The sequence below is a fragment of the Legionella sainthelensi genome, from assembly GCF_900637685.1.
Classification (GTDB): domain Bacteria; phylum Pseudomonadota; class Gammaproteobacteria; order Legionellales; family Legionellaceae; genus Legionella; species Legionella sainthelensi.
The window spans coordinates 3,766,704-3,779,238 of sequence record NZ_LR134388.1 but is presented as its reverse complement, the minus strand read 5'-3'; the positions used below and the strand labels follow the sequence as shown (position 1 = coordinate 3,779,238).

Below are 12,535 nucleotides of genomic sequence, written 5' to 3'. Positions count from 1 at the left end.
TTAAAGCGATAATGTGGATCGATGTGGAGTATTCACTGATGAGGGGGTTCTTTATTTAGCAGACGCTTAAATGTGTCGATACATAAGGGTTTATCTCCTCGGGTTTGAAAATAACTAAGGGGTGTAAGAAGTGCAATATTTATGTTTAAAGCCGGGCATAAGGTCACCCATTCCGCAAAACACCGTTCATCAATTTCATATTTGCCATAACCTGATTGTGAATTACCCAATTTGCAATAAGCAATAGAAGCCATGGCATTTTCAAAGGTTGATGTCTCATTGGTCCAAATATATTGTTCATCAACGTGAAATAAAAATTTGGTACCACAATACAAAAGGGCCATCTTTAAACCAGTTTGGTACCTTTCATTAAACTCTGTTTTGTAAATATCTTCTTGATGAATACGCTCATCCTCTTGTGATAATCGTCCTTGAGCAAAATCCTGGTAAAGCCAAATCAATCTGCGAATGGCAATGCTGGAGTTCCTAACTACTCTTTCTGGGGCTACATAACCATATTTCCCTTCTAGAAAATCCTTGTTATGCCCTCCTGAAGCTAATTTAAAGGCAACAAACAAGCGATCTGCTGAGAGTTGAGTTAGGCCAAAATTAGTTTGATAATTAAATTTAATACCTTTTTTCAAGGTTAGTTTTAAGAGATTTCTCCAACGCTGCAAGTTTGTAATCGGTTTACTTGTAGATATTGAACGGCCACTCATATCGGTGACATTGGTTGGATCACCGCTGCTTTCATGCAGAATCATGGCAAGAACATGAGCATATTTAAGTATCATTTTTTCTTTAAAATAATGGTGTTGGGCATTGGCCATATGTTGATAAATTACAAAGTTTTGAAAAACAACCATCCTTAAGTTATAGTCTATCGCATTACATTTCTTATCTTGTTCTTCTGCCATCACATTAGCAACATGTATAGTTAGGCTTTCAACTTGTTCTTCATTGGGTAAGCCCATAATATCAGGAAGCCAACCACTATCCACAAGCTCTTTTGCCCCTAGCAACTGGGAATGACTCACAGCCTGATGCGAGGCATCTTTTCCAAAGACTGGATATGCTAACGTTATCAATAAAAATAAAAAAACACCCTGTTTTTTCAAATTCATAGTAGCACCTTCTTTCTTGAGTATAGCGCATATGAGTTTGGAGATAAGAAAACAAAGGGGTTCAGTGTTCTTGACATACCGAATTCAAGTTGATTTAATTTATATTAAGAAAATCATTAGGGGATGGTACTCTTTAAGTCATCCTGGCCAACCCTGTCTTTTAAAGATTTTTGGTGATGGCTTTTATTGTTTACACAATAGGAGCTATTGTCATGTTTCAATACGAAAATCCAGAAGTAAGCGCATCCACAAAAATTGTCAGTTTTCCTTTAAATGACAACGGAATACGAGAAAAATATCCTGACTTGGACATAAAGGACATCTCTTTGTTTCTCAATAATTGGAAAAGAGGTGAAAGATGAAAAGTATCACCTGTTCACATACCTTAAAAAAATACGACCTTAATGCACTACAAGCTGATTTAAACCAGGCAGTCCGTAGTTATAACCAAAATGGCATCATTGTTCTTAAAAATTATATTAATCAGGCGGAACTTGCTCGTTTATTAAGTGAAATTGAACTCATACAATATGATGCAGAAGCAGATATTGTTCAAAACTGGAATAATGAAATCGTTTGTTTTTATTCTAAAAATCCTGCGCAACAAGAATCAGAACCTAAAGAGTATGTGACTGAACCTTATTTTCAGGCTTCTAATCAAAAGGGACATGTATTTTATGAAGTGATTGATAATATAAGGGTAATTAACAGAATTGGACATGGTATGCACCTCATAGAAAAATATTCAATGATGCAACAGACCGTTTATCGCAATCCTATGCTGATGACGATTTTGAAAGGTATAGGATATAGAAGGCCAATTTGTCATCTCAGCGTATATATTCCTAAGTTTTCTCATGGTTTGGGGAGCGAAGTACGGCCGCATCAGGAGTCAACGTTTGCTTACACCGAGCCCGCCTCTGTAATTGTTTTATGGTTGGCTTTGGAAGATGCAGGTGTAAAAAATGCCTGTATGTATGGAATTATTGGCAGTAATCATTGGCCTTTGAAATGGGTTTCACATGTTAACCATCAAGAGAAAACCAGGCGATTCAACAAGCTTAATGATGTTTTTATTCCTGACTTTATTAAAGAAAATTATTGCTATACGCCTTTAGAAGTCAAGGCTGGAGATGCATTATTATTTCATGGCCATTTTGTCCATTGCAGTCCAGTAAATTATTCAAATTGCTCTCGCAAAGCTTTATCTTTGCAATTCATTGAAACTTTGGGTGTGAATTACTCCAAGAGCAATTGGCTACAGTCTCCAAATCACATTTATTTATATTAACGCTGACGGATAAGGAAAAAATAAAAGTGTCTATATATGATAGCCGTGAGCTATTTAAAACTTATTTTGCTAATGCCAGTGAAAAATCCATACTGATTGACTTAATGCGCACTCGATTTTCACCAGACTCATTGCAGCTAAATATTTTGGATTTAGGCTGCCATGATGGCCACTTGATAAAAAAAATAATTGATGCTTATGCCTGGGGAATGCCCTCAAAAGTCACTCTAACGGGGGTAGATCCTAGTATGAATGCTTTATTAGAGTACTCAAAAAATAAATTTACTATTCCCGTTCACACAAATACCTTTACTGGTACAGCTGAAAGCTATTTTTTAAGACATTCAGGCGATGAGTATTTTGATTGGGTTATTGCTTCTCAATTTCTTTATTGGTCTTTGGATTTGCCTTATATAGTTAGAAATATAGCAAGGTGCGGAAAGTCCGGCCTCATTGTATTAAGAGGTCATCGTGGAATTTATGAAATTCAATCACGCTTTAAGGCATATATAGGCAATAGGAACGAGCAATTTTATACGGCGGTTGATATAGAATCGGCTCTGCTCCATTTGAATATACCTTTTGAGAAAGAAATTAAAACAACATTTATTCAATTACCTCCTCAAGGAAGCATGGAGATGAAATGGTTAATCGCCTTTTTTTTACAACAAGACGAAAAAAATATAAGTAACAATATCGTGCAGGAAGTAGAATCGTGGATTTTAGCGAAAATCTCGGACAAAATGGTACATGATGTTGGTTTTTTCTGGTTAGGGAAGGCAATGCTCAAAAATAAGTAAGATAATAACTGAATAGCCAAATCACAAAGTTCAAAAGGAGGGGCTCTAATAGCCCCTTTTAGTGCCTGATTTTATTAAGAATACTGCATCTGCAATGTGTGTTGTTCTGAAGGTAAGGAAACAGTGTTTGGTGATGCGAATAAGCTATCACGCGAGTTTCCAATTGAAATGAGAGAGAGGGTAAATGAAGGTAGAATCGCTTTAACGGCACTATCATTAAAGATTCCAGAGGCGACTTTATTGCCTTTATAATCGTTTACTTCGATAATATCTTCATTGTTTACAGCTCTAACCAGTTCAGAAGTTGTAAATATATAATATCCAGGACGCTCACTATAGCGACCTACCGTGTGTTTAAACAGGGTCATCAGTTCACTATAGGATTTGATGTCATTTAATTTAGCTAATGCTTGGGCAATAGTTTTAGTTCCAAAAACTACGGTTGGTTTAATGAGCAGAGTATTTTCATCAGTGTGAATTAATTTTGCAATTAAACCTGCTCGCGCTGCAGATTGAGATTCCCAGTAAGTTAAGAATATATCATCTCTGGGAGCATTTCTGGTATGCGGGAATAGAAAGTTACCGATTTGATTCCAGAATGCAGCAGTAGGATTCATTTGCATTTGTGCCGCTTCCAGCTCCTCTAGAGTCACTGTGTTACAAACAGCTGTGAACGTTAGATAAGCATATTTTTCTGGTTTATAAGCGAGATAGCTTTTATCATCCTGAGGAGTCAGCACATGTTGTTTTCCATTCACACTGAGTAGATATCCAGTTTCTTGAGAGTGGGTTATTTTTAATACGCCAAAGGTTTCCTCTTCAATTTCTTCTACGAGTTGTGCTAGGAATGGAGCATTTTTATTTTCAATAGTTCCGCCATTGACTGTTAGCACAGAGCCGCCGCGAGGTCCTGCCAAAACATAATTTTCGCCATTAATTTTGAAGACAATTTGTAAACCAGTTCCATCTGGAACGATACCTAATTCAGCGGCATTTTGATCATAATATGCTTGAGGTGTTTCCTGGAAACTCAGGTGAATTATTTTTTCAGTCATTAGATTACTCACTTTTTCGTTAAAACGTGTACCATCAAAGTGAATTGACGTTACTACATCGAGAAAAACTCTACGAAAAATTATATCATAGATGAATTGAAAAATAGGGTGCTTTGATACCATACATTTGATGAGCACCAATTAAGTTATCAGTGTTAAATCCTTATCTCTAAAAGCTTACTATCAGTATCAAGCAGGTTCCAGTATTGCAGCTAAAGTACTGCACGCAGTAAAATATGTAGACTCATTTCATAAAATTAATGATATTCAGACTAAAAGAATTTGTTTTATTTCGGAATACGTTTTTTAAAAAGAGATTACAGTAAACTGGAGCAGTTGTGTGTAAAATAGGACCAATTGTTAACAGGTCTTAATAAAACAAGAGGAGCAAAGTATGGATTTTTCATCATCCATTGAAGAAATTGCAGCGTATATTGGTGAAAAAGTATATTTAAAAGGTTTTCCAATTATTGAGCACGAGATGGATGGAGTCCAACTTTTAAACCGTAATAGGATTATGCCCAATAGCCCAGCGAGGGTAACACATGGTTTTGACAATGCTAATCGTTCCGCAGCATTACTTCCTTATATAATTGATCTATTAAACCGCAATCAGAAAGAGCTTCCTGAGCACTTGCAAAAACAATTAGCGGAATTAACCCCTGCACATATTAAAGCCTTGCAAATAGTTGCTTTGATGCGGGCAAGTGGGCGCCACTACCACCCTAATATTACGCCTCACTACTGGAATAATCCTGATTATGGTAGTGGTTCTCTCTATGCAAAATATGGGGAACAGGAATGCTTGGCGATGTTAAAGGAATTAAATGTCCCCTTTACTTTAGATCACCAAAAGTTAGCTTTTGCAGTAACAGGAAATGAATTTGTTACTTGTTTGCATGCGAACTCAAACGATGAGAATACAAAGAATACTCACAATAGAGGTAAAGATGATTTATATTGTTTGCTTATTAATGTGTTGAATGTTTTAGAAACAACACGAGATCGTAAAGATAAGGTAGTTCAATTGGAGTGGATGCCTTTATTTAATCAGTTAGGTAAAGATGGACAGAAAGAGTTCATTAATTTGGCAAAGGCACACGTTGAGTCTATTAGAACTCTTCAAGAATTTTTATGGACCACTACAAAAGTGGGGGAGCAAATCATTGCAGCCCCTGATATGGTTAAAGGTAAAAATTATGATGGTAAAAAGTATACAGCTCAAAAAATGTTTGATCTAATCGCTGCCACTCATGGAGAGAGGACAAAAATAGAAGAAAATGCAGAAAATCAATTAGAAAATGCAAGAGTCACAGCGCAATATTGGAAAGACAATTTGGATGAGAAAAGTAAAAATAATAAAGATGATTCGTCGCCGCAGAATTCAATTAGGTAATTAATTTTTTAAGGAGATTTCAATGAAAAAGAAACTACTTCCTATTTTAATCTCTGTTCCTCTTATCAGTATGATATCAGCAGGAGCGATGGCGCAAAATAATCCAGCGCAAATTAGTAATACTCAATTATCTTTGGATCCATTTGATAACGATCCGTTTTTTCAATCACCTAATGATGTGTTGAAGCAAATGGACAAAATGCAACAAGCGATGGATGAATTCATTAAAAGTCAATTTTCACAAATGCAAAATAACCTTGTAAACCAGCCGAATCAGAATCTTTTTGGCAGTACGGGCACTATTGAAATTAAAGAGAATAAAAATGAGATTGTTTATAAAATAAAGTTACCCAAAGGTGCTGATAGTAAAATTGATGTTTCCGTTAAAGAGGGACAATTAATAGTTAGTTCAAATGTAACGCAAAAAATTACTCGTGAATATGATAACAATAAAAGTGTCCGTTATTCTCAGAGCAATTATAGCCAAGCGTTTCAGTTACCGCATGGATATGATCCAAACTCTATGACCACAAAAATGAAAGACTCAAATTTAATTGTTACTTTTTTAAAAAAATCACCTTTGCCATCCTCCACGCTTTAAAGAGCGGGGAGCTTGTAAATTTAATACAGGAGTATTCTTGGCTTTATAGTAACGCCAGTTTTTATGGCGTTACTATACGAGGCACGATACTAAGACATTTTATTCGCAAAATGTCATTTTTATTGATCCTAATTTATTTTTAAGAGTTATCACTTGCCAATCCATTAAATTGTCCCCCAATGACGGAAGAATCAATAGAAACAGGGCTCCATGATTTTCCAGCATCAGACGTGATATAAAGGCTGGGGCGGATTAACGGTGTAGAAGATAAATTCACCTCACCTCCACCAATCATACACGTAGCAGCGGAACCTAAACCCGAACAATGAGCAGTGGATAAGAATCCAGTGTAGTTACTTGGGGTGATTAAACTCCAAAGTATAGGGGAACTATTAGCAAGGCCTAAATAAATATAAGAAGGATAATCCCCCGTATACAATCCGGCCGAAGCACACACTGCTTGAGACGCATCGCCAGTACAACTTGTTTGGTAAAGTATACTATTGCCTTGGGCAGGTACAGTTAGTGGTTGCTGCTGAGTCCAGGTTTGACCAGCATTCTCGGTATAATACATGAGAGCATATCCTGTATTAACATCCTGACCTGATGCTGTGCATACAGTTTTTACTCCAAGTCCAGAACAGTTGGCATCATTAAAATAAGCATTATCGGATATTGATGCGGTATCAACTGTATTCCAGTTTGTTCCTCCATCTTGACTTAAATAAATTAAGGGATTACCTGAAACATAGTCTTGTCCTGTAGCGATACACACCGCACTTGAGCCATTACCAGAACAACCTGCTCCATTGAGAGCTTGGTTAGTGATTCCTGTATTTACTTGGGTCCAGGTTTGGCCGCCATCAAGGCTTTTCATTAACAAAGATGGCCAGCTAGGGATGGAGAAATTTTGACCAGCCGCAACACAAACAGCTGTATCACCAGAACCAGTGCAGCTACTGTCATTTAGAAAGACTTTCGTAAGTGAGCTGTTAGTGCCTATAAGACTCCAGGAAATACCTCCATTACGAGTAACATAAATAATTGGAGCCCCAGAGCCGCTAACAGACGCAGTTCCGAAATTGCCTACCGCAGTACAAATGCTTGTTTTTCCAGATCCAGTACAACTCACATTAGTAAATCGACCTTGAGCGGTTATACCTGTTTGTACCTGGTTCCAATTCCATGATAGGTTCGTTGAGGGAGTGCCTAAATACAATAAAGGTACATTTCCCTTGTTATCAATTCCCGCTGCAGCACACACTGCATCCATACCAGAACCTGTACAGCTTATAGAGCTAAATGTCCCTGCTTTACTTGGTAAATCAATAATATTCCAAGAGGAGCCATTGTTTACGCTTTGATAAATCAAAGGAGAGGGCGTTATATTTCCAGCAGCAGAACACACCAGAGAATCCCCTATCCCAACACAAGAAACAGCAGCAAAGGTTCCGGGAGAATCTCCTGTAGGTTCCAATGACCAGGTGGCACCACCATCTTTGCTTATGTAAAGTAGCGAATTCCCTTGAGTGATGTTTTGTCCCCCTGCAGCGCAGGTAGCAGTAGTAGCACTTCCAGTACAACTAACACCGTTGAAAATACTGTCCGTGGTTGTTGTCGTTTTTTTGTTCCAAGTGAGGCCTATAGCATTAATTGTACTGGTATATACAAGCGGCAATGAAGCTGCATTATCACGCCCAACAGCAGCACATAGAATAGAGGAATAAGATGTGCCTATACTGCAACTTACATCATTAAAGATGCTATTGTTTTCTGGAAAAGATTGAGGCGTCCAGTTTTGCCCACCATCAATACTTGAATACATTAACGCTTTTTTGGTCGCTAGATTTTGTCCTGCAGCAACGCAAACGCCTAAACTCTTATCACCCACACAACTAATCTTGTTGAACTGGCTATTCGCAGGTGTAGGTTTACCCACCCAAGTTTGGCCTCCATCACGACTCACATAAAGTGCTGCCGGACCCGATCCTGATATTTGAAGACCAGTTGCTACACATAAAGCATTATTGCCAAACCCTGAACAACTAGACCCTAAAAGATTAAATCCTGTTGCCGCTATTGGTACTGGACCCCAAGTGAAGCCTCCATCGGTACTCACATATAAAATGGAGTTGGGAGAGGGGTTAACTAATGATTGACCCGCCGCAATACAAATAGCACTGTTGCCCGATCCAGTACAACTTGTCGTGTTAAATCTACCGCGAGTATTAGGAATATTAGCCTTATTCCACGTGGTTCCCCCATCATGACTGACACTAATCAATAGGTTTTGTTGGCTATCTCGTCCAACTGCGGTACATACGGTGCTACCGAATGAGCCAGAACAACTCGTTCCATAATAGGATGCAGCATTGCTTATGCCCGAAGATGCTTGCGACCATGTAGACCCTCCATTTTGGCTAACAAATACAACCCCTGATGCAATACCATAATAATTTCCTACCGCGGTACAAATGGCCGATGAACCAGTGCCGGAGCAACTAGTGCTCGTCAAAGTATATCCATTCCCAATAGGGAAGTTCCAGTTTCCGCTTGCCCCTTCTTTAACTGCTAACATCCCTGAATTTAAGCTGCTAAGAAAGTTTCCAGCCCCTACTTTGATTTGGGTATTCGCTGTTTTCTTTATAACGAGCTGATTTTCAGCACTTGGTTGATAACATTGGTTCGGATTTCCCCTTTCACATAATATAGGCCCGCCAATAATGTTTCCCGTTAACATGCTGCCGTCAATTGTTAAGGTTAAAGTACAGGATTGATGACTTGGTAATGGATCAGTACATCCCGTAGCTTGAACTCCAACTATGGGTTTCATCCGTAAATTCAGTGCTCTTTTTTTTGATTGATTGGTAACAGCATATTGAACAATGGCAGTATTATTGCTGGGGAGAGAAATATTCGTTTTGGTCAATGGATTAAAAGTCCATACGGGAATTCCCGCATGAATAGGGCTAATTACAAATAATCCACTCGCCCCTATCAGTAGAAAATTTTTTAAATAATTCCCATTCATTCTAAATATATCCTTATGCTAGATAGACACTCCATTAATGTAAAAATAATTAAGATGACAACGTTGTTGTAACCCAAAAACGGATGAATAAAAAAACGAATAATTAACGTTCAAAGCAAAACACAAGGCAAAAAAAACTGTGCCAATCGATAGAGCCCTGATGAGTTGAAATAAGTAAACAGTGACTATTGATTCTGTTGGAAATGCTATGATTGCTAATCATAAGTGGATAATCCTTTATTTTTACTTAATGGATTGATAATTTGAGATAAATACGGCTGTTTCAAATCAAAAGTATGTTCTTGATTTTAAAGAGCAAGCTAGTGATGCGTCGCTCATCCTATCAATATAAACGAAGAACTTTCCCTCTGACAAGAGTTATCTTAGTATTTATAGGGGAGGGTGCTTTCTGGATATTGCGCTTTATCTCTGGGAAATTGTCACAAAATTAAAACACTGAGGAGCCAATTGCTACCTGGAATCGTTTAGCATATGTGCGGCAAACTTGTCTGGTCTTATGTGCCTGATTTAATCGATTGTGGGAATAATTTTGGCTTAAAATATTCCAATTTTTAATTAAATTTTACTCAACTTATGGCCTAAAAATTTCTTCGGTATTTGGTAAAATTTCGAAAAAAATCCCCATATTCTTTCTCTCATTCTCAAGAAAATCCATAAATCCATTATATATTTTTTTATCACCAAACTGAGGATCAGTAACGACAAACTGTCCATGCTCTTTCTTTCCTAACAACGTATGAAGTACTCCTGTATTGATTACAATAAGCAGTGTTATGCCTTCAGGAAAATCAGCTTCGCTTAAATCTGTCAGCGTTAATTTTTTTCTGAGGGGCACATTTTTTTTGAATAGTGAGTAGAGAGAGGTGATCATCGTATCTTTTGAATACTTATTACGTACCGATTTAGATAGCTCTTTTATCTCAATACCAACTACATTGAGGTGATGTTTTTGGAAGTAGGCTACGATCTTTTCGGGTGATGCGACTTTTCCTGGTTCGAGCCAAATTTCTTTATATATTTCTAATTCTTTACTCGGAGTATAATTGTTTTCATCAATATACCCTCTTTCCAGAAGTATCCTTATAATTGCTCTTGCAGTACAAGAGTTTTTAAATTTTTGCTTATCTATCAACGGCTCAATATCGTCAAGCTTTGTTTTTAATTTGGGATTATTGAGTACGAAGTCTGCAACCTCGTCAGAAGTTACTGTTAACTTCAAGAAACTTTTATGATCAAGCATATTAAGGAAATCTTCTGATGTAAGAAGTAGTTTTATGGTATTTGGGGAAACATGTCTCATTGTTCCTAATGTAATAATACCTTTAATAGGCTTATGATGAGTACTATGAATTTTTTTAAATTTATTAACAAATTTAGCCAAAGTAGCTTTATTGATCGCAATATCTGCATCTTTACCAAAATTAAAATCAAGACTTTGATAGATATTTTGGCTGTACTCAATATCACTGAGCGTCACATCTGGAAATTGTGCTGCTGTAATATTTAAAAACATAAGAGTTAAACCTTAGAAATAGTGCGCTTTATTTCCTTTATTATAGAACATTATGCTTTATCGACGAGCGATATTAAAGTTCAATAAAGACGTGCATTTGCAGTAATGCGTCATTAACTTAGCAGATTGTGAAATATCTGTTACACATAAATAAGAAACTCATCTTATTAATACTTGCTTAAGGTGGTTGTATTATCATTGATAAGACATGATTTTTTTAAATCATTTTGAAATAAAAAATGTCTTTGAGATTAAATAGGAGAATTATCATGAGTTTTCAAAAATATAAAGAAAATTTTAAACAATTTTTTCTTGCCCAGATAGAAACTCATTTGCGATCTCCGTTAGACAAAAGCCCAACTGCAAAGCAAAATCAACCTTATAACGTCATAGAACAAAGTAAAAGCAAAACAGCCGGGGAATTTTCTCGCATACTGGATGAATTTAAAATCCCTTTGCCAACTTATGAAGATTTTAAAAAATATGTTCAAGAGCCCAATAGCATAGGTACCTACATGCAATCTTTGCTAAAGGAGATTCTACCTGAAATTTTAAACGAAGATAAAACTGCTTTAAGTCAAAAGTTGATTGACGCCATTAATCACCAAAATAAAGATAATTACAAAAAAATGGTGGAGAGAGCAAATAATGCTCCCCAATTAATTGCAAAATTATTCATTCAAGCAATCGTTATTGGTTACAGCCAACAAATGTTAGATAGTTTGAATGAAAATGACAAATTATCGTGGTTTAATAAAGAAGCAGCAGAGTTTACGTTTATAACGAACTATGTGACGATTGATGGACTTAGTGAATCGGTGCAGAAGCCTATAATTTTAGATCAAGAACAACTGATACTCAGTATAGATAGTTTAAAGAATATATATAATGAGACTAATTCAATAACAGATGATCTAGAAAGGGCTCAAATGTTTCTAGCAATTAATCCTCTAAAAGCACTTGAGGCTTATTTAAGAGCTGTAGAGCTTGCATTAGAAGATGAGAATTTTGATAAATTATCCAATGAGCAACTTCAATTATTATATAAAATACTTAATGAAGATATTTTTTTAATCAAATATGGTCAACTCTTAGAGACTCGAATCGAGTACTTCAAGTCATATATTGAACTAGACAAAACCAACCCCAAAAATCCAGAAGTGAATCAAGCGGTTAAAAACCTTTTAAGTACCGTTCAAAAGCTCAAAGAGAATGGTGATATAAGTACGGGTGATTTGCCAAGAATTACGCAATATTTAAAAGATACAACTACTTTAATTAACAATCCTGATAGCAAAGATGCCTTTAATCAGCATAATAGTAATATTAAAGATGCAATAGGAAAGAACCGACGCTGGGGACCCATAGTAGGGGGCATTTTGCTTTGTATTGCAGGCGCTTTGTTAGCTGCTGCTGCTATTGCGATCACAGTGCTTACATTTGGGGTCTCCTCGCCGCTTACTCTCCCAACCGCTGCTGTGGGTGGGATTATGACTGCTGCCGGTATTGCTATGACAGCGGGAGTTGCTGTTGGTTTAGCTGCTACGGCGGGTATTGGTATTGGGGTTTCAAGTAAAGCAGGGATATTTGCACATAGAGCTGCAAAAGGCCCTATCGCTAATGCAATGGAAGAAGTTAGTAGCAGCATAGAAAAAAGCATGAAACAGGTTTAAAACGCTTGTGTTCTTGCCTGTATTGCCCAT

At 36.9% G+C, this 12,535-nt stretch carries 10 protein-coding genes; 6 read left to right on the top strand and 4 right to left on the bottom strand.

The window, feature by feature from the left end; translation table 11 throughout:
- Positions 1-32 precede the first annotated feature (32 nt).
- Complete coding sequence (locus EL220_RS16495; RefSeq protein ID WP_027272578.1) at positions 33-1,124, bottom strand: hypothetical protein; 1,092 nt, start codon at positions 1,122-1,124, stop codon at positions 33-35.
- Between the two features lie 212 nt (positions 1,125-1,336).
- Here EL220_RS16495 and EL220_RS18285 point away from each other — a divergent pair, with 212 nt between their 5' ends.
- Genes EL220_RS18285 through EL220_RS16485 form a run of 3 tightly spaced genes read left to right on the top strand, consistent with a single transcriptional unit; the run spans position 1,337 to position 3,215 of the window.
- Positions 1,337-1,486, top strand: coding sequence for a hypothetical protein (locus EL220_RS18285; RefSeq protein WP_155833987.1), 150 nt, complete (start codon positions 1,337-1,339; stop codon positions 1,484-1,486).
- On the top strand, positions 1,483-2,415 hold the full coding sequence (locus tag EL220_RS16490) for a phytanoyl-CoA dioxygenase family protein (RefSeq protein WP_027272580.1): 933 nt from the start codon (positions 1,483-1,485) through the stop codon (positions 2,413-2,415). The genes EL220_RS18285 and EL220_RS16490 overlap by 4 nt, the downstream gene beginning before the upstream one ends.
- 26 nt (positions 2,416-2,441) lie before the next feature.
- The gene (locus EL220_RS16485) at positions 2,442-3,215 is read left to right on the top strand and encodes a methyltransferase (RefSeq protein WP_027272581.1); all 774 of its coding nucleotides are present in this window, start codon (positions 2,442-2,444) and stop codon (positions 3,213-3,215) included.
- A gap of 74 nt (positions 3,216-3,289) precedes the next feature.
- On the opposite strand, the gene EL220_RS16480 is transcribed toward EL220_RS16485, so the two are convergent.
- Entirely contained in the window at positions 3,290-4,270 is a 981-nt protein-coding gene (locus EL220_RS16480; RefSeq protein ID WP_027272582.1) for a hypothetical protein, read from the bottom strand.
- Positions 4,271-4,664: 394 nt separating this feature from the next.
- On the opposite strand from EL220_RS16480, the gene EL220_RS16475 reads away from it, so the two are divergent.
- Positions 4,665-5,666 (top strand): SidE phosphodiesterase domain-containing protein, encoded by a 1,002-nt coding sequence (locus EL220_RS16475; protein WP_027272583.1) that lies wholly within the window; start codon positions 4,665-4,667, stop codon positions 5,664-5,666.
- Between the two features lie 22 nt (positions 5,667-5,688).
- Complete coding sequence (locus tag EL220_RS16470; protein WP_027272584.1) at positions 5,689-6,267, top strand: Hsp20/alpha crystallin family protein; 579 nt, start codon at positions 5,689-5,691, stop codon at positions 6,265-6,267.
- Positions 6,268-6,406: 139 nt separating this feature from the next.
- On the opposite strand, the gene EL220_RS16465 is transcribed toward EL220_RS16470, so the two are convergent.
- On the bottom strand, positions 6,407-9,298 hold the full coding sequence (locus EL220_RS16465) for a beta propeller repeat protein (protein ID WP_027272585.1): 2,892 nt from the start codon (positions 9,296-9,298) through the stop codon (positions 6,407-6,409).
- Positions 9,299-9,890: 592 nt separating this feature from the next.
- A complete protein-coding gene (locus EL220_RS16460; protein WP_027272586.1) occupies positions 9,891-10,832 on the bottom strand; it encodes a hypothetical protein in 942 nt (313 codons plus the stop codon).
- A gap of 269 nt (positions 10,833-11,101) precedes the next feature.
- Between EL220_RS16460 and EL220_RS16455 the strand changes: the two genes are divergently transcribed.
- Positions 11,102-12,505: an ATP synthase subunit c family protein gene (locus EL220_RS16455; RefSeq protein WP_027272587.1), complete on the top strand. Its 1,404-nt coding sequence runs from the start codon at positions 11,102-11,104 to the stop codon at positions 12,503-12,505.
- The last annotated feature ends 30 nt before the right edge of the window (positions 12,506-12,535 follow it).

Bases quoted from the DNA above. Each gene is read 5' to 3' on its own strand.
- EL220_RS16475 (WP_027272583.1), top strand. From the start codon at position 4,665: ATGGATTTTTCATCATCCATTGAAGAAATTGCAGCGTATATTGGTGAA.
- EL220_RS16480 (WP_027272582.1), bottom strand. From the start codon at position 4,270: ATGACTGAAAAAATAATTCACCTGAGTTTCCAGGAAACACCTCAAGCA.
- EL220_RS16495 (WP_027272578.1), bottom strand. From the start codon at position 1,124: ATGAATTTGAAAAAACAGGGTGTTTTTTTATTTTTATTGATAACGTTA.
- EL220_RS16470 (WP_027272584.1), top strand. From the start codon at position 5,689: ATGAAAAAGAAACTACTTCCTATTTTAATCTCTGTTCCTCTTATCAGT.
- EL220_RS18285 (WP_155833987.1), top strand. From the start codon at position 1,337: ATGTTTCAATACGAAAATCCAGAAGTAAGCGCATCCACAAAAATTGTC.
- EL220_RS16460 (WP_027272586.1), bottom strand. From the start codon at position 10,832: ATGTTTTTAAATATTACAGCAGCACAATTTCCAGATGTGACGCTCAGT.
- EL220_RS16465 (WP_027272585.1), bottom strand. From the start codon at position 9,298: ATGAATGGGAATTATTTAAAAAATTTTCTACTGATAGGGGCGAGTGGA.
- EL220_RS16455 (WP_027272587.1), top strand. From the start codon at position 11,102: ATGAGTTTTCAAAAATATAAAGAAAATTTTAAACAATTTTTTCTTGCC.
- EL220_RS16490 (WP_027272580.1), top strand. From the start codon at position 1,483: ATGAAAAGTATCACCTGTTCACATACCTTAAAAAAATACGACCTTAAT.